Origin of the sequence: Vibrio ishigakensis, assembly GCF_024347675.1 — a bacterium.
Classification (GTDB): Bacteria; Pseudomonadota; Gammaproteobacteria; order Enterobacterales; family Vibrionaceae; genus Vibrio; species Vibrio ishigakensis.
The window spans coordinates 609,490-632,952 of the sequence record NZ_AP024881.1 but is presented as its reverse complement, the minus strand read 5'-3'; the positions used below and the strand labels follow the sequence as shown (position 1 = coordinate 632,952).

Genomic DNA, 23,463 nt, shown 5'->3' with positions numbered 1-23,463 from the left:
CGCGTTTGTCGAAGATTATTAGCGGCTCAATATTGGCTATATCATTTATGGCCTACACGTTGTATTGCTGGCGGAGTCGCTATATCAAATAGTTCGAAGCGATTAATCGACTGAGTTGTGCCTAGATACGTCAATGCTTGTTATGGATCGCGCATTGACTTATCTAGGGTGAGGTGTGATTAGCTTCTAATCGATAATCACTGCATCAATAACATGGATAACGCCATTGGTAGTGTATATATCCGTAATGATGACGGTGGAACCCCCTACTGTTAGTGTGTCGGTTTCCTCATCGATGGCTATAGCGACTTCTTTCATTGCCAGAGTGGTTGCGCTGGTTCCGTTTAGGCTCATGGCTGTAACAGAGTCTACAGCGCCCGAAACAACGTGGTTCAGCAAAATGTCTCCCAAGTCTGGGTTGGCTAACAAAGTGGCAGCGTCGATATTTAGTTCAGCAAGTAATGCTGTAAAAGCATCGTCAGTTGGTGCAAACACTGTATATGTTGCGTTTTCATCAGCTAATGCGCCATCTAGATTTGCGGTAACGAGTGCTTGGACTAGGACCGTAAAGCGACCATCATTTATTGCAGTTTCTACAATATTCGAAGTTGGCTCTCCCACGTCCGCAGGTGGGACCAACACCGCATCAATCACGTGAATAATGCCGTTGCCTGTGATGATATCAGTCGCTGTCACCGTGGCGGTATTTACTAACAAGTTTTCACCGCTTAACGACAAGGCAGAGTTATCCCCGTTAACCTTTTCTATTGTACTACCAGCCAGACCTATCGCAGTTGCCGCGTCAACTTCACCAGCAAATACGTGATACGTTAGAATATCAGCTAGATCTGGGTTGCCTAACAGCTCGTCGGCAGTGAGATTGTTCTCCGTTAAAAACTTTTCGAAAGCAGCATCCGTTGGGGCAAACACTGTCAGCTCGGCATCTGGATCTGACAAAGTTTCTACAAGGTCAGCTTGCTCGGCGGCGGCTACTAAGGTTGTAAAATTGCCATCGGCAACCGCAGCATCTACGATCGTAGCGGCAGTGGTTGTATTGTTGTCATCGTCGTCGTCGTCACACCCGACTAGCAGTAGCGATGAGGCTACAAGTGTTGCTGTTAGGTAATTCTTAAACATAATGTTATCTCCGTATATCCCTCACTGAGACTCAATTGCTTGGCTTAGAAACTTGATCGCTTCGTTGCAATCAGACTGCGAGATGAGATGCTCGAATTGCTGGCATTCCAGAGGAAGAAGTTCCAACCATCTCTGGCTCACCCAAGTCGCATCGTCAAAGAAGCAGTGTGGATAGAGTCGTTTAATTTCTGGAAATCTCTGGTAAACCCTCTGCAGCTGGTCACTGATGTAGAGAGAGGATTGAGTGAGCTCTTGGCTACTCCAATTACTAAGGTATTCCACCTCAGCACAGCGCAAGCCATCAAACTCACTCCAAACCCTTTTCACTTTGAAACGTCGAGTCCCGACAATGGTTACGCCAAGGAAGCCGTCAGGAAGCTGTTCAAAATCAATTATTTCTGTAAGTGTGCCGACACGTGAGACGTTATTAGGAGATGAGGCCACTGGCTCGCCAAGCAGACAAATACCGAAACCTTGGCCCTGTTTGCAACATTCGCTGATCATACGCTTGTAGCGGGGCTCAAAAATTCGAAGATTCATCTTTCCCTCGGGAAGAACAACTGAGCTTAGAGGGAACAACTTAACAACCGACATAAAACCTTTCCTGATGCTGATCTCAATTTTGTCTTACGGCGGTGCTATTGAATGGATCAAACCAGGGTGATTTGAAAGACTAAAAAACGACCAATTTGTTTGCCAAATATGTTAACTGGGTAACATTTCGGCAGGTTAATTGCATTTACTTGATCGCGATCACAATCTTAGTTTGAACTTTTGCAATAAAACACTTCCATTTGTGGCTCAGATCTCTATTATTCGCACCACGAAAACGGTTGCTTCGGAGAAGTAACTGAGAACAGCGAAGGATTAGCTGGTTTTTATCGCAACAACTTTTGAGTGTCTTTTATCATGCGTAAATCTTTACTTACTCTTGGCTTGCTAGCAGCAACCTCTGCGCCAGTAATGGCTGCTGATTATTCTGATGGTGATATCCACAAGAACGATTACAAATTCCTTCAATTCAACCTTATGGGTGCTTTTGATGAGAAACCAGGTAACTCAAACCACGACTACCTAGAGATGGAATTTGGCGGTCGTTCAGGTATCTTCGATCTGTACGGTTACGTTGATGTATTCAACCTACTAAGCAACCCAAGCTCTGATAAAGCAGACGCTGATGCGAAAATCTTCATGAAGTTCGCACCTCGTATGTCTCTAGACGCACTAACTAAGAAAGACCTTTCTTTCGGTCCAGTTCAAGAGCTTTACATCGCTTCTGAAATCACTTGGGACGGTGTTACAACTAACCCAGACAAGGGCACTTTCGGTGTTAACCAACAGAAGATCGGTATCGGTTCTGACATCATGGTTCCTTGGTTTGGCAAAATGGGCCTAAACCTTTACGGTAACTACGATTCAAACGTTAAAGACTGGAACGGTTTCCAAGTTTCTACTAACTGGTTCAAGCCTTTCTACTTCTTCGAAAACGGTTCTTTCATCTCTTACCAGGGTTACATCGATTATCAATTCGGTATGAAGGATGAGTACGCTACTTCAAGCAATGGTGGCGCATGGTTCAACGGCATCTACTGGCACAGCGAGCGCTACGCAGTAGGTTACGGTCTTAAGCTATACAAAGATGTATACGGCATCAAAGACACTGACGCATTCGAATCTTCAGGCGTAGGTCACTACGTTTCTGTAACTTACAAGTTCTAAGCTTGTTCGTTTAAAAAAGGCGCCAAAGGCGCCTTTTTTGTCTCTTTTATTCGCTCAAAACCACTAAATTCAGTATCCTTGCTCGACTGCAAGATTACAGGACAGAGTTTTGAAGATTACTGTTGTTGGCCTCGGCGCCATTGGCTCTTTGTTCGCCTACTCACTCCAAAAAGCGGGCCATCAGGTTTCAGTCTGGACTCGTGACAATGCTCTTAGCAAAACACTCAAGCTAGACGAGCATGAAAGCCTTAATTTCCCAGCAAACAAAACCCAACTTCTTGAGCAAGCCGATCTCGTGCTTATTTGCACAAAATCTTGGCAGTTGCAAAACGTTCTAGAGCAGACCCTAGCCTTCATTCCATTGAGCACACCTATCGTCATCTCTCACAATGGCATGGGAGCCATAGAAAAGGCTCAAACTCTGCTAGACGGGCGCCCTATCCTGTTTGCAACCACTACCCATGGTGCACTCAAAAAAGATGCTGAAACAGTGCTTCATACAGGTATTGGACAAACAGTAATTGGTCCATATTCAAAACAAGCTTTGAATCTAGAAAATCTGGCTCAGATATTCGATAGCGCTCTACCTAATGCTGTGTGGCAAACAAACATCAAGCAGGCTCTGTGGAATAAGCTCGCCATCAACTGCTGTATCAACCCACTCACAGCCATATTCGATTGCAAAAATGGAGAGTTGGATACTCCTGACAGCCTTCAAATCATCGAAACTCTCTGCGATGAGATAACCCAAGTTATGCTTGTAGAAGGCTACAAAGCCGATTCAGATACTCTGTTTAACACCGCAAAATCGGTCATCAAAGCGACCTCAGCCAACTATTCATCAATGCATCAAGACGTTTCGCACCAAAGAGTGACTGAGATTGACTATATTACAGGGTATCTTTTGGACTGCGCTAAAGCACATGCGATTCATACCCCATACAATCAAGAGCTATATAATAAAATCAAAAAGTTAGAGGCAAGCTATGACAATTAAAGCCCTAGTTCCTATCGCTCCCGGCACAGAAGAGATGGAAGCGATAACCATCATAGACACCCTGATCCGAGCCGATTACGAGGTGACTATTGCCAGTGCAGACTTTGAAGGCAAGCTAACCTTTGATGGCTCACGAGGCATCCCTTTAACTGCTCATAAAAAGTTGGTAGAAGTTGCTGACGAAGAGTTTGATGTTATTGCTCTACCCGGCGGTGTTGGTGGTGCAGAGGTGTTTCGCGACAGCATTCTTCTTATCGAGATGATCAAGCAGCAAAAATATGATGGCAGGCTCAATGCCGCAATCTGCGCTAGCCCAGCTCTTGTTCTTCAGCACCATGATATCTATCCAGAAAGCCTGATGACCTGCCACCCGAGTTTTAAGTCTCATATTCCAGAAGATCTGTGGCGTCAAAAGCGTGTTACCTATGACATCAACAACAAGCTTTTAACCAGCCAAGGGCCAGCCAGCGCATTCGAATTTGCTATCGAAATCATTACCCTGTTGTCCGGTAAGGCACACGCATGGAAGGTAGCAGAGCCTATGGTGCCACTGCCTAACCTAAACATCTCTGACCTTGGAGAAAAACGTGTTTGATATCCAAGCCATAAGAGCACAATTTCCAGCTTTAGCAGACACAGATATCGTCTATCTGGACAGCGCCGCGACCACGCAAAAACCCAAAGCGGTAATCGACACCATTACTGACTACTACTCAGCTCGCAACGCCAATGTGCATAGGGGCAGCCATAGTTTGACAGCGCAAGCTACCACCTCTTTTGAACAGGCTCGAGCAACGGTCAGAGGCTTTATCAATGCCAAATCAACCAAAGAGATAGTCTGGACGCGCGGTGCAACTGAGGCGATAAACCTTATCGCTCAGACTTACGGTAGAAACACCCTAAGCACAGGCGACGAAATCTTGGTAAGCGAGATGGAGCATCACGCCAATATAGTGCCCTGGCAATTGGTCTCTGAGCAGACGGGAGCTAAAGTGGTTAAGGTGCCTATGACCGCTGACTGTCAGCTCGATATGCAAGCCTTTGAGGCGAGCCTCAGCTCGAGTACAAAGATAGTAGCCATCAGTCATGTATCTAACGTTACCGGCACGCGTCACCCTATCGAGCAGATGATCAAACTAGCAAAGCAGAACGGTAGCACTGTAGTTGTCGATGGCGCTCAAGGCATAGTGCATGAGGCTGTTGATATGCAGGCACTGGACTGCGACTTCTATGTTTTTTCCGGCCATAAGCTGTTTGCTCCTACAGGTATCGGAGTCCTCTACGGAAAACTAGAATTACTTGAAGCTATGCCCCCTTGGCATGGCGGTGGCAAGATGGTGCAAAAGGTGAGCTTTGACGGCACCTCGTTTAGTGACCTTCCAGGCAAGTTTGAAGCGGGCACTCCCAATGTTGCAGGAGCGCTAGCCTTAGCTACGGCCATCAACTGGCTTAAAGAGGTTGGTATTGAGAACGCTGATCAGCACGTAAAGACACTACAGAAGCGCGCTTTTGAGGGTTTATCCAAGATAGAAGATATAAAGATGATCGGCTTTCAAGATGGTGCGAGCGTCATCAGCTTTGTTATGGATGGTGTGCATCATCAAGATATGGCCACTCTACTAGACCAGCAAGGAGTTGCTCTGCGAGCGGGACACCACTGTGCGCATCCGTTTATGGATGCTTTGAACATCAAGGGCACAGTGCGCGCCTCATTTGCGGTTTATAACACTATTGAGGAAGTGGACCGATTTATCGCTGCCGTAGAGAAAGCGGCGGATATGCTTTAGGGTTGAGTCCAAACCTAGGACAGGTCCCGACTCAGGGCCGGGATGACAGATTTATTATCGCCACAATCATTAAAAAAAACCGTCATCGCGGAAGGCTTGCCTATCCGCGATCTCTAGACCTTACAGTGTTAAGCTTTTGCACATACAAAGATCCCGGCTCGAGGCCGGGATGACTATGAAACTGGGGATGGCTAAAGAGTTGAAATTAAACCATGCCTTTGATCTGGTCGACAATCGCCTTTAGGCCATTGCCTCTGGACGGACTTAGGTGTTCAATCAAGCCTAAACTTTCAAAATACCCATCAATATCAAATCCTTGGATCTCTTGTGCCGTTTTATTGTTTAGCGCTGCAAGGGCAATCGCAATCAAACCGCGTACGATACGTGCATCGGAATCTGCAGCAAACTGCCACTTATCTTCGACTAGTTCACCAAGAAGCCACACCTGACTTTCACAACCAGCAACCGTTACTTGCTCATTACGCAGGGCTTCATCCAAGCTAGGCAATTTCTTGCCCCACTGGATTACTTGACGATATCTCTGCTCCCAACCAGACAAGGTCTGCATCTTGGACACGATATCAGATTCGCTGAGTTGGTTTCCGTAAGGGTTATTCTCGAAAAATTGAGTGAGCTCAGACATGGGCATTAACTGTGTTTTTGGATTATTTTCTCAATGATACGCGATACCGCCACAAAGCCAAAGGTAGCCGTAACCACAGTCGCTGCGCCAAAGCCTGTGGCACAGTCCATACGTTTTGGCCCTTCAGCGGTAGCTTTCACCGCACATACGCTGCCATCTGCTTGAGGATACTTGAGCTGTTCAGTTGAGTAGACACAGTCGATACCAAACTTACGCTTTGGGTTCTTGCTGAAATTATGGAAGCGACGTAGCTGATCTTTGATCTTTTTAGCTAGCGGGTCTTGCACCGTACGGCTTAGATCTGCCACACAGATCTGGGTCGGGTCCACCTGACCACCAGCACCGCCGATAGTAATCACTTTGATCTTGTTGCTACGGCAATAGGCAAGCAAAGACGCCTTAGCTTTAACACTGTCGATAGCATCTAACACATAGTCATATTCTTTACTCAGGTACTCGGCTTGGTTGTCTGAGTCGATAAAATCATCGATCAGATTCACCTTACAATCCGGGTTGATAAGCTTCACTCGCTCTGCCATCACCTCGATCTTGCTTTGGCCCACTGTACCTGTCATTGCATGGATCTGACGGTTGATGTTAGTCACACACACATCGTCCATATCGATAAGCGTCAGCTCACCAATACCGCTTCGAGCCAAGGCCTCAACGGCCCACGAGCCTACCCCACCGATACCAATCACGCACACGTGCGCCGCACGCAGAATCTCAACTTCACTGTTACCGTAAAGTCGGCGCGTGCCACCAAAGCGTTGGTCATAAGATTCAGATGCTGGGCTGGTCAACTCTCGCATGATGACATTTCTCCACACAAATACAACAAGAGTGCGATTTATACGCACTCTTGAGTTTAATGTCTAGTTATCCGCACTAAATGCCGTTATTTGCTCGGAACCTGCCATGGCTTTTCCGTTGGGCTGTTTTCCAGCCCCAGCTTCCACACTCGACCAAAGTGTTTATAGTGGCCAGACTGAACGCCCGCCCTTGGTCCCATACCATGATAAAGGTCTAAGTGGTTCTGCTTAACCGCACCGCCAGTATCTAGCACAATAAGAAGACGCAACGCATGCGATCCTGACCAAGTGCCGTCTGCATTTAGCAATGGCACTTCTGCAAGGATAGGTGTCCCCATTGGAAGCAGGTCTCTGTCACCTGCCACTGAAGCAAGTGGTAGAAGCGGAATACCCGCCGTACCTCTGACTGCTAAGTCGTCTTTTGGTGTAAAGAATACAAACGAAGGATTCTGCTCGAGAAGCTCACGAACCGTTTCTTCATCGTTCTCTTCTACCCACTGTTTAATCGCCTTTAAGGACATCTTCTCACGTGGCACCAAACCACGCTCGATTAGGATTCGGCCTATGCTCACATAAGGGCGATTGTTCTTACCTGCGTAAGCAAAGTACTGCATGCTGTTATCATCACCGAAATGCACAAAGCCGCTGCCCTGCACTTCCATCAAGAATGGGTCGATACGATTATTGGCATAACCAAGTTCTAACCCCTCTCCCTCTAACGCTCCCTCATAGATCTGAGCTCGGGTAGGACATTGACTGGTACATTTAGGCAGACCATAAACCGGGTACTTATACTCATTATCTGGTTGATGTCTCAGCTCAATAACTGGTGAAAAATAGCCAGTGAACAGCACATTGCCTTGCTTGTCGCCTCCGCGCATCTGCGCCACTTGAACGCCATAGTTCTCAAGTTCATCTGGATTACCACTTTGCAGCGCCCACTCAGAAAGTGTTTGATAAAGGTCGGTATATTTCTTTGCCATCGAAGGCGAATTGTCTAAAACCTCTTTTGCCTGATCGTCAAACGAGTTGAGGTCACGATAGGCATTGGTCTCTATCTGGTTTACTTGGGTGAGGGGCTGTTCTAGATTTTCGTCTAGATATTGTTGCCCACGTTCGGTGTCTTGGGCACAACCTGCCAACAGCAGGGAGAAGAGGATAGAGAAAGAGATTTTGCGCATTTGAAAAATAGATAGATAAGCAAGTAATAGCAGAATGACAAACTCAAACTGGCAAGGCAACAGATACTTCATTATTTACCAAGAATTGACCTGTCGCCTAAATGCACAACAGTGTTGCAATTTAATAATTAATCATTATTATCACATAAAAATTCACTAGGAATTATTATGATGGATCGCAGTACTGAGCTAGTAAAAGGATTTAGACAATCCACCCCATACGTTAATGCACACCGTGATAAAACCATGGTGATCTACCTCAGTGGTGAGGCGGTCAGTCATAGCAATTTTCCTAACATCGTCAGTGATATCGCCCTTTTGCACAGCCTAGGGGTGAAACTGGTTCTGGTCTACGGCGCACGCCCACAGATAGACCAGCGCCTGCAACTGCAGAACCTAGAAACTAATTATCATAAACAGGTAAGGGTGACCGACTCCACCACCTTGCCACAGGTAATGCAGGCCGCCGGTCAACTTCAGTTGGCCATTACCGCCCATCTTTCTATGAGCCTCAACAATACCCCAATGGCGGGAACCGACCTCAATATTGTTAGTGGTAACTTTGTTATTGCCCAGCCTCTGGGTGTAGAAGATGGCATCGATTATCAACACAGTGGTCGAGTGCGTCGTATAGACGTACAAGGTATCAACCGCTCTCTCGAGCAAGGTTCGATTGTGCTGATCGGCCCTGTTGCTGGTTCCGTAACTGGGGAGTGCTTTAATCTGGTATCGGAAGAGCTTGCCACCAAAATAGCGATCAAGCTTCAAGCTGCCAAACTTATTGGATTTACACCTGAGCAAGGCTATGTCAGCCCTGAAGGTGCGGTCGTGCCTGAGCTAATGCCTCAGCAGGTCGCTAACATTCTTAAGGAGGAGCTTGCCTTTGGTTGCAGTAAGCGATTCCTTCAGGCAGCACTGCATGCCTGTCGCAGAGGCGTTCAGCGCAGTCACCTCATCAGCTATGCTGAAGACGGTGCACTCATTCAAGAGCTGTTCTCTCGCGATGGTATCGGTACTCAAATCGTAACCGAGAGCGCTGAGCAGATCCGTCAAGCGACTATCGATGATATTGGCGGGATACTCGACCTCATCAGCCCACTTGAGAGCGACGGTATTCTGGTACGCCGCTCAAGAGAGCAATTAGAGCAAGAGATAGAGCAGTTCACCATCATCATCAAAGACGAGATGATCATAGGCTGTGTGGCGCTCTATCCTTATCCAGAGGATGGCATGGCCGAGATGGCCTGCCTTGCGATACACCCCGACTACCGCGACGGTAACCGAGGCGCACATCTTCTCACACATATGAGACACCAAGCCGATTGCTTGGACATCACACAGTTGTTTATCCTAACCACCCACAGCCTGCACTGGTTTAGAGAGCAAGGGTTTAGCGAGATTCAGATCAGCGAATTGCCTATCAAGAAGCGGGATCTATACAACTTCCAACGAAACTCAAAGATCTTAGCTCTGGACGTTTAATCTATCTGCCAAGTGGCTGCTACGCTCGGTCTTACGAATGACCGAGCGCTTCACTATCGCCTCGTCAGCCACTACCTTCAAATAAGATTTAGCTCGAGTCACACCGGTATAAAATAGCTCTCGCGTCAGCACAGGTGACATCTGTTTTGGCAAAATCAGATAGGTATTCTCAAACTCACTACCCTGCGACTTGTGTATGGTCATGGCAAAGGCGGTCTCGTGAGGCGGTACACGTGATGGCAAGATGGCTTTAACACTGCCATCTGGCTGCTCAAAATAGACCTTGAGTCGCCCTTCACCCTCATCCATCAAGCAGATACCAATATCGCCGTTATACAGCTGCTGACCATGGTCATTACTGGTCACCATAATAGGCCTGCCCATATACCAAGTATCACGCACAGTAGCGATCAACCCCTTGCTTGCTAGCTTCTGCTCTATGTTATGGTTTAGCCCTTCAACACCAAACTCTCCCTCACGTACCGCGCACAGAAGGCGTGTCTTAGCAAAACGCTTTAAAACCTCGGCAGCGTATTCACGCATAGATTGCTCAGCACCAATGTCATCCTTCAAATAAGTCTTGTACTGGTTCGCCAACTCACCGATAAGGGCGGCATAGTTATCGCTATCAAGGGGGGTATGAGCCACATCCTCAAGTCCGTGGTTAAGTAAGAGTGCGGATTTATTGGCATCACCCTCATTGATAGCGCGAGCCAACATGCCAATCCCAGAGCGACTATGGAATCGATAGCTCTTACGTAGGGTACTCAAGCTGTCCGCTACCGCACTTCGGCTCATAGCTTCATTGGAGTAGTCAAAGCCCGTTAGCTGACTTAGGGCTTGTTTATGGGAAAGGCTGAACCCAGTTTGCAATGAACAGATATCTCCGAGCACAGCACCGGCCTCTACCGAAGAAAGCTGGTCTTTATCACCCAATAGAATCAGTCTTGCGTGGGACGGCAAAGCATCCAGAAGCTTGTACATCAGTGGTAGGTCGACCATAGAGGCTTCATCGAGGATTAACAGATCTAAGTGCAGAGGATTAGAGGCATTGTGTTTGAAGTCCACACGATTAGCTCTCGCTCCCAGCAGTCTGTGAATGGTACTGGCACTGGTCGGAATGCGCTCCTTTATCTCAGGGGAGACTGGAAGCGAGTCGATGGCATTACCGATAGATTCGGTCAGCCTTGCTGCAGCCTTACCCGTCGGTGCGGCTAGCTTGATATTCAGTTTCTCTTCGCTTGAGCTTACTAGCGCCGCCAATAGTTTGGAGACAGTGGTGGTCTTGCCCGTACCTGGGCCTCCAGAGATAACACACAATCTGCGTAGAAGCGCCGTAGCCGCCGCCACTTTTTGATAGTTTTTACACGCCTTGAGCGGGATGAGATCCGCCAGCGATGCTAGTTCCTCTGAGCGAGTCGCCCCCTTGGCAACCTTAAGAACGTCCTGCCAAGGAACTAAGTCAACAAGCTCAATATCTAGGGACTCACAAATAACCTGCTGCCACTCGATATCGCTAGCATTCTCTAGCTTTTTCAGGTCTTTGAACAAAAAGCCCCACTGCCAAGCAAACAATCTGTTTAGCTCAGTAGCCATACTCTGCTTGGTATTTGCATCTAACTCTACCGGCTCGGAAAGCTGAACTAGTTTTGCCGCCAACTGGGATTCAAATTGCCAATATTTTTGCAGGTATAGGCTCTCAAACTCAAACACCAGCGGACGCATCTCCTGCTCCGGTAGGCTCTTAATGAGGCTCGAGCTTTGAGCATGAGCTTGCCAATCAACCTCAAGAAGGTGCGGAGCAATCAGGGACTCAAGCTGTTTGGCAGAAAAGGTATCCAGCGGAGACCAGGTATTCGAGAGTCTTAAACAGCTGTTCCCCTTGCTGAGTTCAAAGCTGACAGCCGCAACCAAGATTGCGGTGGCATCTGGGTCGATAGCACGCTCTTTACTAGCAAGAAACCTTGCTAATTGCAGATCCAGTTGACGCAGCAGACCAAGCTCGGCAAACAGCTCTAGCCATCCCATCCAGCCTTGTTGGTTTATCTTTTTAGCAAGCTCCGTATCTAATTGCTGAGGGCTCGGTTTGGTTTCAATACTGCTCATCTATTTATCTCCCTCACCGCGAATATGCTGGTCTAACTCCTCAAGTAATAGTGGGCTAGGCTTGGCATTAAACACCCCATACTCACCGCTACCATCCATACCACGCAGGAATAAATAGTAGACCCCACCAAAGTGACGCTCATAATCGTAATCGGGGATACGCGCCTGCAAGAAGCGATGTAGCGCCAATGCATAGATGTGGTATTGAGCATCGTATCTATGCTCAAGCATGGCCTGTTTCAGACTGTCGCTGTGATAGTCTGATGCCTCATCACCGAGGTGATTAGACTTCCAGTCCAACACATAGAACTTACCTTGGTGTTCGAATACAAGGTCGATAAAGCCCTTCAACATGCCCTGCACTCGATTAAAGCCGAGAGACGAAGCCTTAGCCGTGAGTTCATCGTATTCGCTGGTGATGCGATGAAAGCCCTCGGCGGTCAAGCTCTCAATAGGTAGCAAGAACTCCATCTCCACTAACCTCTGAGCTGGCTTAAGACCATTAAGAATAAGACCATTACCGTCTAAGTCGGTTGCCAGCACAGTATCGACCATGCCTTGCAAAATAGGTAACCATTCCGGCTCCAACTGCTCGTCTATGAGCAATTTTTCTATGATGTTCTTATTGCTTTCATCAAACGCAGACTGGGTAAACTCTACTTCTTCAAACAAAGTATGTAAGAAGGTGCCCGGTCTCGCACCGCGAGGAAAATTGAACATGCTTTTCTCAGTTAAAGCAGGTATCAGCTCTTTATCCTCGGCCGCATCGATATCTATCTCTCCAGATAAGAAAGCACTGGATGAATGGCTGTGTTTACCGGCTGAGGCCAGTCCTGAGTAACTGGTCATGCGCCAACTTCTGTCAATGGTGCCTGTGAGCTGCTGAGCTTCCACTTGCTCCGAGTCTTTGGCTGCAGGTGTGTAAAGACAATCGTCCCATTGTGGTGGCTCACACACTCTGATACTCGGGTATTTATCTTCAAGCTCATGCAAACGAGCGGTCAATGTATCTGCCGACTGCGGTTCATCTCCGATAAGCAGATAACCTATGGCGCTTAGATGGGTAGACAGGGCTTTTTTGTTGCCATCTTTCAAGGCGCCCAGTCCCATGTAACAGGCGTAAACCGCGCGCGTTACCGCTACATACAGCAAGCGCAAATCCTCGGCTAATCGCTCTTTTTCGGATTCGGCTTTACCTTCATCGTTATTATCAAGGTCAAAGCGACTCTTTTTCAGTTCAGGGTCGTAATAGATGGCTTCCTTCGAGGCTCTAAACGAGCTCACAAAAGGGACAAAGATGATGTCGTACTCTAGGCCTTTGGATTTGTGTATGGTGACCACCTGAACTAGATTCTGCTCAGATTCCAAACGCTGCTTTTGCTCTTCACTGCCATCATTGGCCGTTTCGATACGCTCGTTGAACCAGCGCAAAAGTGCATGGTCACTCTCCATCTCGACCGAGGTCTGCTGCAGCACCTCTGCGAGGTGCATAAGGTCGGTGAGGGCGCGTTCCCCATCAAACTCAGCCTTAAGCTTCTGCGCCAAATCACGACGCTGTATCCAACGCCTAATAAGGGCCATCACGCCAAACTGTTGCCAGTAGTCCTTATATTCAGCGTATTCATTGATAACCGACTCCCAAGCCAGCTCATCTTGTTGCAAAGCATTCAGCTCACCAAGAGGCAGTCCCAGTAACTTACAACCAAGGCTAGCGCGGATAGCACTCTCATTATGATTATGCAGACAAGCAAACAAGAACATAGCCAGATCAGGGGCCGCATGAGAGGCGTACACACTGTCTCGATTTGACAGGTAAACGCTGGCAATACCTTTCTTAGACAATGCCTGCCTGACCATGCTCGCCTCATGACCTGTGCGCACTAGGACGGCAATGTTCTGCGGCTGGATAGGCTCTCCATCGAGCTTTGCTAAACCTTGGTCTGATGCGGTTAGGAGTTTTTCTATCTCGTTTGCCGTGCCCAAAGCCATTTCCCTTAGGTAGTCGCCTTTCTTGAGTCCTGCTTCATCTTCCATCAGCCAAGCAGTGAACGCAGGTTGCTTTTCACCGTTGACCTGCCACTGCATCTTGTCTGCTTTTGGACTTGGATCTACGGATATAAATGGAATGTCATCATCATAGATAAAGGGCTTTTCTGCCTCTTCAAACAGCAGGTTGCTCGCCTCGACCATATCGCTACTGGAGCGCCAGTTGGTGGTGAGATTGAAGTGTGAGGTCACCTCTTTACGCGCTCGGATATAGGTAAAGATATCTGCGCCGCGGAAGGCATAGATGGCCTGCTTGGGGTCTCCAATCATAAACAAGCCACACTCTGGATGGTTTGAATAAAGCTGACTAAAGATACTGTATTGCTGGGGGTCGGTATCTTGAAACTCGTCTATCATGGCGACCGGGAACAGGCTTCGGATACGCTCTGACAACAAGCCCTGCTCATCGCTTAATAGGGCTTTATCCAGCTGTGACAGCAAATCATCAAATGAGAGCTGATGTTGCCTTTGCTTGGTTTCAGCCAGTTTAGAGCGGCAAGCCTGAATCGCATGCGCCAATATGGATTGCTCTACTTCCAGTTTCGGTAATTGTAGGAAAGCTTCGATCTTATCGAACACCTCATGCTCGGGCGGATTACCCTTCTTGGTTTTCTCTTGCAAAAGCGAGCTGCGAAAGCGCTCAAGCTCATCGATATTCTGGATAGAGTTAGGGTTGCTGTTCGCCCAATCATCCAGCTTACTGACCCAGTTAGGCACGTTGCGCTTGTTATATGGATTCTTTGCAATGCCAGAGTCAGCAATGATCTTTTCAACCTCTGCACTTGCCTCAAGCCAGCTCGCCTTCATCTGCTGAGTCTGGCTCAACCTCTGTTTATAAGCGTTAGCCAGATCATCAGCACCACCCGGTGCATGGATAAAGCGCTCACTGCCTGAAAGGTGCGTTCTGATAACCTTCAACAGCGCTTCTGGGGTTCGCCACATCTCACGCACCGCGTCCACCAGCGGCTCAGGTAGAGGATAGAACTCTCGTCGCCAGTAATCGGCTACCACCTGAGACATGAGTTCGCTCTCATCGGTGATAAGCTCGGATGAAAAACGACTGCCGGATTCAAACGCATTCTGCGTCAGCATACGCTGACAGAAACCGTGAATGGTAAAGATAGCGGCCTCATCCATCTGACGCTCAGCATCGAGCAACAAGGCACAGGCTAAATCCATGTCTTGGGTTTGCTCAAGAAGAGGCTTGATCACAGGATCATCGGAGTGACCGCGACTAAAGGCGATACGCGCCTGATGAATTCGCGCTCGGATGCGGTCTCTAAGCTCAGCCGTAGCCGCCTCGGTAAAAGTCACTACCAAGATCTGCTCAACGGTGAGCGGCGCTCTATGAGCACTATTTTGATCACCATGTCCCAAAAGCAGTCGTAGGTACAGGCCTGCGATAGTGAAGGTCTTGCCCGTTCCCGCAGAGGCCTCTATCAACCTCATTCCATGTAGCGGGAAGGTCATCGCGTCGAGTTGATTTACCGTGATATTTTCTGTTTGATTCATATTAGGCTTAGTTATTTTTGTGACCCAGGATCAAATCCTTTCAATACATATCCAGATTACAGTTTGATGAACGAAAGTTTGCGATCCTACTCACTGATATCTGGAGCACTTACCAGTAGTCTTTGCGCCAATTTACGAAATGGTCTCTCTGACCTTTGGCCGCTAAGAATTACCCTACATATAATAAATTTCTAGCGGCCACACCTACTCTCTTTGCCGAATGCGCTCTATGGCTGGCAATAAGATCCGCTCACTGAGTCGCATCGATTCCGATACTAATTTCTCTTCCAACTCTGACCATACGCGCTGGATGTAGTAGTTATCCCCTTCACCCGAGCTGTAGCTATTACCCTCAAAGCAGGCAATGAACTTGGCTTTCGCCATCTCCCTAGCCTCGCTTGGTTCAAACTTGGCTAGGCGCTTGTTGAACTCATTCATAGCATCTGATGCTGAGCGCGGGAAATAAGGCAGAGGCGTCGAAAGCCCAGAAAGAAACTCAGTGACTAACTCATTGAACAGGCTCTGCGCACTCTCTGTGTCCAGAGGTTCAAAGTAGTTGTGTTGCACGCCGTTTTTCTTATCAAAGCCGATAACATGAGTGGTGCAAGAAGCACCACTGAGGCTTGCTGCCAGATGACGAATCCAGGCTGATAGAATGTCTTGAGAGCGAGCACTGCCCGCGCGGTAATAGACGCCACCGGAGGCATAGCGCTGTTTCAGCCAGCCGACGAGTTGACGAGTCTCTCCCGATGGCAATGTAATTGGCAGAGATACCTCAACATCTTGCTGCTTGCTACCGGTTAAGAAAGCCACCTCATTGGCAATCTCTTTAGAGATGGTTTTCACCTCATGCAGTTCAGCGTCACCAAAATACCCTATCGGCAACTGCCCTGACACTCGCAGCCATTGCGCCAGCTGTTCAACGCCCTGATCGCCTTTCTCAAGCTGGGCTTGCAGGAGCTGGTCTTTAAACACAAAAGCATCTAAGCCACTTAGCGCAAAGGGCTCGTTGTCTTCGATAGACTCTCGCTGCCCTTCAAAATAGATATCAAGCTGACGATTGAAGAAGAACTTCACCGGCAGAGTCCAAAAACGAATAAACTCCTCAAGGTCAATCTCGGCTGGAACCTCAGTCAGAATAGACTCACTCGCCTCGTGTTTTGGCGACACAAGCATATTCGCTACATCCGCCCACTCTGAGGCAAAACTGCCCTGTTGTTTAAAGGCATTTGGGCTAAATGGGGTCATGCTGTGTTTATAGGTGATTGCCTTAACCAATTTCGCCCCAGAATCATCCACTGACAGGGCTTCATCCCCCTCGAGACAATAATTTTGCGCGCAGTACTCTAATAGTTCGGTCACAACGATGGATGGTAATCTTGGGGTGTTATCCAAGATAGACTGACCGACGTAGCTGATGTAAAGCTTACTCTGCGCCGAGAGCATGGCCTCAAGGAAAAGGTATCTGTCATCGTCGCGACGACTGCGGTCTCCGTGACGGGATTTCACATTGATAAGGTCAAATCCTTCTTTAGCCACGTTGCGCGGATAAGCACCATCGTTCATGCCAAGCAAACACACTACTTTGAATGGGATAGAGCGCATCGGCATCAGGGTACAGAAGTTCACCTGCCCTGCTAAAAATCTCTGGCTGATACGGGTGCTGTCTAGCTTGTTTTGCAGATAATCACTGACCACTCTTAGGTCAATCACTTGCTCAAATCCAGCTTCGCTGGTTTGCTCCACCAGCCTAGAAAGAGCATCACGTATGGTTTTTATTGCCAGCTCATTGTCCACATCCAGCTCAAAGAAAGCACCGAGCATCTTGTTCAGTTGCACCAGCCACTCGCTAGCACTGCGGGCATTGCCCAGTGTGGCTCGATACTCAATCAAGGTTTCAACAAAATGCGCCAGCTTACCGGCAAGATCTGCCTGTAGCCCTTCTATCTGTTCATAAGGGGCAATGCTCTCATCTGCCAAATCAAAGCTGTATTCAGATGACATGGCATAACCCATCAAGATACGCCTTAAACCAAATAGCCAGGTGTTTTGCTCTATCTGTGGCAGCTCAAGTTCTACCGAGGTTGTGCTATCTAGCCCCCAGCGAATTCCTGCCTCTTCCACCCACAGGGAAAGAAGGTCGAACTCACTCTCAGAGATCCCAAAACGCTGCAGTATCGCGGGCGTCTCCAGAAGTGCCAGCATCTCCCCGCGCTCAAAGCGACTGTTAGGCAGGTTCAGCAGCTGCATAAAGGCATTCAGCACCGGCGATTCTTGGCTAGCCGTTCTGTCCGAGATAGAAAAAGGAATGCGACGCTCGAAAGGCGCATTACCGAAGATAGCCTGAATCACTGGCGCATAGGCATTGATGTCTGACACCATGACTATGATGTCTTTAGGCTTAAGCTGTGGATCCGCATTAAACATATGCAGCAGTTGATCGTACAGCACCTCAACTTCACGCGTAGGGCTGTGGCACGAGTGCAGCGAGATCGAATCATCCCCTAGCGGTAGCATAGGCTTGTGATGGCTAGAGTTCAGCTGGGTATCGTCTTGATGCTGATTTAAGTCCAGCATGTCTTGCTGAATCAAAGGCAGAAGAGACTGAGAATCGAGGTCAACAAAGGCTTCCACCTCGTTACTCTCTAGCTGAGACAGAAGGTGTAGGTTGTCTCTTCCCTGCTTGCCCAATGAAGCCAGCAGGTTGTTCGACACGGCCAGATGGTGAGACTCTGGCAATAGGTTTTGCTCTATGTCTCCCTTAAGGAGCGCCTCACCGGACTCTTGCTCTATTCCCTGACCTTGCCAACGAATACGTGGACGGCTCAACTTAGCCATTCGAGTCAGGGTCTTTTGATCTTTCACATCTCCCCAGTAATAACGACAAGGGTTGTGAAACAGAAGATGCACATCGATGTGTTCGCCCAGAGCTTTTAGGGCTTCCAGATATTTTGGAGGGAGGGAGCTGATGCCAAACACAAACAAGCGCTTAGGTAGCCCTTGGGTATCCACTGACTGACCCGAGGTAAGAGCATCGATAAAGTCTTGATAGAGATTAGCCCTGTGATAAGGCGATTGGCCAAGGGACTCGGTATAGCTTGAAAGCTCACGCCACAACTCACCCTGCCATAGCCCCTGCTCACCGAGCTCTTCTGGATGTTCACCACCCTCCCAAGCCAGAATATAGTCGGGACGATACACCAGATAACCATCGAAAATATCCGCAATCTTCTCTGCCAACTGATAGCACTTAGAGCCATCTTCATCTTGCTCCAAATAGTGGGCAAGGGAGATAAAACTCTCTCGCTCTAGCAGGCTTGGCAATATCTGCATCAACTTCCAGGTCATGGCCTCTTTGTTAAAGGCACTGCGCACTGGCACATCGGGCAAAACCTCGATGAACATATTCCAGATAAAGGTCGCTGGCAGGGGAAAATTGATATTGGCCGCAATGCCGTCTTGTTCGGCAATCTCCATCTTCAACCACTGGGACATACCTGGGCTTTGAACCAAGATCTGTTCTTGTTCAAATGGAGAAGTTAGGGGCTGTTGTTTGATAAGGGCAGTCAGAAGAGACTTAAGAAGATCAATCTGGTTCGAGTGATAAACAGTAAACAAGGCTGGCTCTCAATCCATTGAAATAACTGCAATAAGATTACCACAATCCAGCCAGCCACACCGTTTTATAAGCTTCTAATTTGCACTCTTGGTTTTACCAGTAAATGACTGAAGTATTTATAGGCAACCAAGCTCACCACCATGGTCGCGATAACCAATTCCACCACCGCAAAGCTGTGTACTTGATTCACGTATTGCGAGGCAACACCCACGTCCTTCATCCAAATGCTCATCTTAAATAGAGCAGTGGCACTGATCACCAATGGGAAGGTAAAGGCGGCATACGCAGGGCTGAAATCTAGCTTAAGCAGCTTATACAGAGCTAGGTAGATAACCGTTGTCATCAAGATAGCAATACCAAATAGCAGCGCCACTATCACGGGTGATGGCTGAGCCACAAAAGAAAGATATCCAGCCAAAGAGAGGCTCGCGGGAGCTGCCATAATGGCGATAGTAGGCTTAGCCGCATCTTGTACTAGCTCTGAGAACATGAAGCGATAGATCATCAGTGGCAACATCACAGCGTATGCAAGCATGCCAAAATATAGGGTCACTTCTGCAACCCAATGCAGCGATGGGTTTCCGGCAAAGGTCAATGGCGCAACTATGATGCCCACAGGTGGTACAAACCAGCTCGGGACCATATGGTGCATCTCAAAGTTCTGCGCTCTGTGATAGACAAAGCTGGCTAAAAACAGCAAATGTAACACTACGGCAAATAGCCAGATAGCCGAACCTAGCATAGGCAGGTAATGACTAATGGCGTAGGAAACGACCATAGAAGCCATAGCAAAAGTCGGCACCACACTGCCCACAACTGGGTGTGATAAGTCCTGACGCAACAGATGTGAATGGAGTAAAAACTTGCTACCTAATATAGCCAGCAAAACGGATGCGATAACCGCACCTGTGATCTGCGCATAGCCTGAGAAAATGCCTAGGTTCTCTAGACTCCAACCCAGACTTGCAATGCCAAGGGCAAGCCCAGCCATAGGAGTAGGTGCATTTGCGATTCGAGATGAAGTATCCACGGGAACCTCTTTATATACAAAACAGTTGATGCACAGAGTCTACGCCTGCACTATGTTTATTAAAATTTAAAGTTTTAAAACTAACGTTTTGTAAAGTTAAACATTATGATTCCCTACACTTTGCGCCAATTAGAAGTATTCACCTCAATTGCCAAGGCTAGCTCCCTCTCTGAAGCAGCCAACACCCTGTTTCTATCTAAAGCGGCGACCAGTTTAGCGCTCAATGAGCTCGAGAAACAGTTGGGGCATACCCTATTCGATCGAATAAATAATCGCCTGGTGCTAAATCAAGAAGGGAGCAAATTATTGCCGGTGGCCGACGAGGTGCTAAACCGAGCCAGAGACATCTCGAGCTTGCTCTCTAATGAAAAGATACTCAGCGGAGAGTTAAAACTGGGTGCCAGTAACACCATAGGTAATCAGTTGCTTCCTATCTTGATTCGAGACTTCAATCAAAGTCACCAGGCAAACATCGAGTTCACGATAGAGCTATCCAACTCTCTTGAGTTAGCAAATAAGGTGATCGACTACCAATTGGATATGGCCTTTATCGAAAGTGGCGAAGACTCAGATAAACTATCACGCTCCCCATTCGGTCATGACAAGATGTGCGTCATCTGCTCGATAGACTCTCCATTGCTTAGCTTGCAAACCCCGACCTTAACTGACCTTGAGGATCACCACTGGATAATGCGCGAGTCTGGCTCAGGTTCGAGGGACTACTTCACCCAACACATAGCTAATAATTTACAAACTTGGCACAAACGCTTTGAGCTCAACTCAAGTGAAGCCATCATTACCAGCGTGTCTGCAGGACTTGGGTTAGCTTGTCTTTCAGAGTTGTCAGTAGAGACTGCAATCAAGGCAGGCAAGGTATCCAAGCTAGAGCTTTCACTACCGCAAGATAGAGGTATGCAACTGGTTCTGCATAGGGATAAATACCTAAATCCACTGCTCAGTGCCTTCAAGACATTTGCTCTTGCGTGGCGTTTAGACGATCAGCTCGCAAATCCGGCATCTCGGCTAGACTGTAATGAGTGATTTCTGTATAAATCAACAGTATTAATTTCATATAGACAATTACGAGGATTAACCATGGCTGTTATCGTCAAGTACGTGGTCGAGCGCAACGGAGAAGAAAAGATGACTTTTACCTCAAAAGCGGAAGCAGATGCATATGACAAGATGCTGGATATGGCTGATGAGCTATTTGAACTGCTAGGTAAGAGTGAAATTATCGCTGACGAAGAGAAGCAAGAAGAGCTATCTATGTACCTTGCCAAGCATAAAGAAGAGGTTCTTTACGCTCTAGGTGCCAAGCGTAAGCCAACGCCAAAGAAACCAAAAGTAGTTAAAGACGCTGAAGTAGAAGAAGCGCCTGAATCTGACGCAGCTTAAGCTCTGGATTCCATGAATAAGGACTGCTAACTTAGTCCTTATTCACTTTCTCTTTCACGACTAGGAAGGTTATGAAAGATATTATTCTGCATACTGTCACTGTGTTCATGGGCTTTTTCGCCATCATGAACCCTATCGCTAATACCCCTATCTTTCTCGGCCTCACCAATGGCGCCGATCACCACACAGTAAAATCCGTTGCCCTGCGCTCGGTTACCATCGCCTTTATAATCATCACGGTATTTGCCATCTCCGGTAAGATCATCTTCGACCTGTTCGGCATCACTCTATACGCCCTGCGCATTACCGGCGGCATCTTAGTATTTATGATTGGCTTTAACATGCTGCAAGGCAAGAATGAGCACAATCAAACCACCAACAAACACCTCTCCGCTCTGGAGCAGAAACAGGCAGCCCTCGGTATCGCTGTTTCCCCGCTGGCCATGCCGATACTTGCCGGCCCCGGCACCATAGCTACTGCTATGAACTTTGCGGCTGTGGGTGGTAACTACGAGGTAATAGTCACCATACTCGCCTTCGGTACTCTGTGTGGCGTGACCTATCTTCTGTTCGTATCAGGGGAAGCTTTGGTCAAGGCACTAGGGGCTAGCGTGCTGAATGTGATCACTCGAATGATGGGGTTGATCCTCGCCGTTATCGGCATGCAGATGTTTATCGAAGGCATACATCAAGCCTTTACCGCCCTCTCCTCATAAGCCCATATCAGCAATTTGTCAGTTTTCGTGATTTAGGTCTTTTCAGCCCTGCACACGCTGTTATAGTGTAGGGCTAACACTGAATTTGAGAGGTGTGTCTCATAACCTGATTGCACAGCATTCGGGTGACCCTTTTGACGCACTAGAACACGAAATATGGAGATTAATTGATGTCTTTCTTCGCACTGGCACTCGGTAGCGCTACTAAAAACCGAGATGGCAAAATTATTGAAGCTTTCTTCCCAACCCCTATCCTGAACCCAACAGCTGAGCTAGTTGAAGCGGTTAAACAGGCTGCGGGTTACGAGCAAGGCAACCAAAGCATTGAAGTAACTAAAGAGCAATGCGCTGCACTTGCTTCTGCATTCGAGAGCAATGGCCAAGCAGCGAGTGCAAGCTTTGCATCAAAAGCAGCTCAGTCTGAGCAACCTCTAGTTATCGTTGCTCTTGAAAGCGATGACAAACCTCAAACTGTTGCTGAAGGCTTCCTTAAGCTGCAACTTATCTCTAACCGTCTAGTTAAGCCACACGGCACTGTACTTGACGGCATCTTCGGCCTTCTACACAATATCGCTTGGACTAACGAAGGTCCAATCGATCTACCTGAGCTGGCTGATCGTCAAATCGAAGCTCGCCTAGCGGGTCGCGCACTAAGCGTAGATTGCGTAGACAAGTTCCCTAAAATGGTTGATTACGTTGTGCCAGCTGGCGTACGTATCGCTGATACCTCTCGCGTTCGCCTTGGCGCACACGTGGGTGAAGGTACAACGGTTATGCACGAAGGCTTCATCAACTTCAACGCTGGTACTGAAGGCGTGAGCATGGTTGAAGGTCGTATCTCAGCTGGCGTTATGGTTGGCGAAGGTTCTGACATCGGCGGTGGTGCTTCTATCATGGGTACCCTATCTGGTGGCGGTAAAGTAGTTATCTCTATCGGCGAGAACAGCCTACTAGGCGCGAACGCAGGTCTTGGTTTCCCTATGGGCGATCGCTGCACCATCGAATCTGGTCTGTATGTAACATCAGGTACTAAGGTACGTATGCTAGACAACAGCGGCCAAGAAGTTGAAGTAGTTAAAGCACGTGACCTAGCTGGCAAGCCAGACCTACTGTTCCGTCGTAACTCTCAAACTGGTGCAGTTGAGTGTCTGACCAACAAGTCTGCAGTAGAGCTAAACAGCGAGCTACACAGCAACAACTAATTCGTTGCTACAGATACTACAAAGGAGAGCCTAGGCTCTCCTTTTTTTGGTTCACCGCAACTTCATGTTCGTGTGC

General features: G+C 47.9%; 18 protein-coding genes. 9 read left to right on the top strand and 9 right to left on the bottom strand.

Annotated elements, in window-relative coordinates:
- Positions 1–186: 186 nt before the first annotated feature.
- Both Pcarn_RS02965 and Pcarn_RS02960 read right to left on the bottom strand, forming a co-directional pair.
- On the bottom strand, positions 187–1,137 hold the full coding sequence (locus tag Pcarn_RS02965) for a fasciclin domain-containing protein (RefSeq protein ID WP_261834915.1): 951 nt from the start codon (positions 1,135–1,137) through the stop codon (positions 187–189).
- Positions 1,138–1,158: 21 nt separating this feature from the next.
- A complete protein-coding gene (locus Pcarn_RS02960; RefSeq protein WP_261834914.1) occupies positions 1,159–1,731 on the bottom strand; it encodes an LON peptidase substrate-binding domain-containing protein in 573 nt (190 codons plus the stop codon).
- Positions 1,732–2,046: 315 nt separating this feature from the next.
- Here Pcarn_RS02960 and Pcarn_RS02955 point away from each other — a divergent pair, with 315 nt between their 5' ends.
- The 4 genes from Pcarn_RS02955 (at position 2,047) to csdA (ending at position 5,640) form a co-directional block, all read left to right on the top strand.
- A complete protein-coding gene (locus Pcarn_RS02955) occupies positions 2,047–2,856 on the top strand; it encodes a nucleoside-specific channel-forming Tsx family protein (RefSeq protein WP_261834913.1) in 810 nt (269 codons plus the stop codon).
- 109 nt (positions 2,857–2,965) lie between these two features.
- On the top strand, positions 2,966–3,853 hold the full coding sequence (gene panE, locus Pcarn_RS02950) for a 2-dehydropantoate 2-reductase (protein WP_261834912.1): 888 nt from the start codon (positions 2,966–2,968) through the stop codon (positions 3,851–3,853).
- The gene (locus Pcarn_RS02945) at positions 3,843–4,448 is read left to right on the top strand and encodes a DJ-1 family glyoxalase III (protein ID WP_261834911.1); all 606 of its coding nucleotides are present in this window, start codon (positions 3,843–3,845) and stop codon (positions 4,446–4,448) included. Before panE ends, Pcarn_RS02945 begins: the two co-directional genes overlap by 11 nt.
- Entirely contained in the window at positions 4,441–5,640 is a 1,200-nt protein-coding gene (gene csdA, locus Pcarn_RS02940) for a cysteine desulfurase CsdA (RefSeq protein WP_261834910.1), read from the top strand. The genes Pcarn_RS02945 and csdA overlap by 8 nt, the downstream gene beginning before the upstream one ends.
- Positions 5,641–5,845: 205 nt before the next feature.
- On the opposite strand, the gene Pcarn_RS02935 is transcribed toward csdA, so the two are convergent.
- From Pcarn_RS02935 to mltA, 3 genes are all read right to left on the bottom strand, one after another.
- A complete protein-coding gene (locus tag Pcarn_RS02935) occupies positions 5,846–6,283 on the bottom strand; it encodes a SufE family protein (RefSeq protein ID WP_261834909.1) in 438 nt (145 codons plus the stop codon).
- Between the two features lie 5 nt (positions 6,284–6,288).
- Complete coding sequence (gene tcdA / locus Pcarn_RS02930; RefSeq protein ID WP_261834908.1) at positions 6,289–7,095, bottom strand: tRNA cyclic N6-threonylcarbamoyladenosine(37) synthase TcdA; 807 nt, start codon at positions 7,093–7,095, stop codon at positions 6,289–6,291.
- Between the two features lie 86 nt (positions 7,096–7,181).
- Complete coding sequence (mltA, locus tag Pcarn_RS02925; RefSeq protein ID WP_261835631.1) at positions 7,182–8,276, bottom strand: murein transglycosylase A; 1,095 nt, start codon at positions 8,274–8,276, stop codon at positions 7,182–7,184.
- Between the two features lie 168 nt (positions 8,277–8,444).
- Between mltA and argA the strand changes: the two genes are divergently transcribed.
- Positions 8,445–9,758, top strand: coding sequence for an amino-acid N-acetyltransferase (gene argA / locus Pcarn_RS02920; RefSeq protein ID WP_261834907.1), 1,314 nt, complete (start codon positions 8,445–8,447; stop codon positions 9,756–9,758).
- On the opposite strand, the gene recD is transcribed toward argA, so the two are convergent.
- From recD to Pcarn_RS02900, 4 genes are all read right to left on the bottom strand, one after another.
- Complete coding sequence (recD, locus tag Pcarn_RS02915) at positions 9,741–11,864, bottom strand: exodeoxyribonuclease V subunit alpha (protein WP_261834906.1); 2,124 nt, start codon at positions 11,862–11,864, stop codon at positions 9,741–9,743. The genes argA and recD overlap by 18 nt on opposite strands.
- A complete protein-coding gene (gene recB, locus Pcarn_RS02910) occupies positions 11,865–15,422 on the bottom strand; it encodes an exodeoxyribonuclease V subunit beta (RefSeq protein WP_261834905.1) in 3,558 nt (1,185 codons plus the stop codon). It abuts the gene before it with no gap.
- Between the two features lie 204 nt (positions 15,423–15,626).
- Positions 15,627–19,040, bottom strand: a complete 3,414-nt coding sequence (gene recC / locus Pcarn_RS02905; protein WP_261834904.1) for an exodeoxyribonuclease V subunit gamma — start codon at positions 19,038–19,040, stop codon at positions 15,627–15,629.
- A 65-nt stretch (positions 19,041–19,105) separates the two neighbouring features.
- Complete coding sequence (locus Pcarn_RS02900) at positions 19,106–20,032, bottom strand: TDT family transporter (protein ID WP_261835630.1); 927 nt, start codon at positions 20,030–20,032, stop codon at positions 19,106–19,108.
- A 144-nt stretch (positions 20,033–20,176) separates the two neighbouring features.
- Between Pcarn_RS02900 and Pcarn_RS02895 the strand changes: the two genes are divergently transcribed.
- The 4 genes from Pcarn_RS02895 (at position 20,177) to dapD (ending at position 23,387) form a co-directional block, all read left to right on the top strand.
- A complete protein-coding gene (locus tag Pcarn_RS02895) occupies positions 20,177–21,112 on the top strand; it encodes a LysR substrate-binding domain-containing protein (protein ID WP_261834903.1) in 936 nt (311 codons plus the stop codon).
- Positions 21,113–21,166: 54 nt separating this feature from the next.
- Positions 21,167–21,469, top strand: coding sequence for a YebG family protein (locus Pcarn_RS02890; protein ID WP_261834902.1), 303 nt, complete (start codon positions 21,167–21,169; stop codon positions 21,467–21,469).
- A 71-nt stretch (positions 21,470–21,540) separates the two neighbouring features.
- Entirely contained in the window at positions 21,541–22,185 is a 645-nt protein-coding gene (locus Pcarn_RS02885; RefSeq protein WP_261834901.1) for a MarC family protein, read from the top strand.
- 170 nt (positions 22,186–22,355) lie between these two features.
- Positions 22,356–23,387 (top strand): 2,3,4,5-tetrahydropyridine-2,6-dicarboxylate N-succinyltransferase, encoded by a 1,032-nt coding sequence (gene dapD / locus Pcarn_RS02880; RefSeq protein ID WP_261834900.1) that lies wholly within the window; start codon positions 22,356–22,358, stop codon positions 23,385–23,387.
- Positions 23,388–23,463 lie beyond the last annotated feature (76 nt).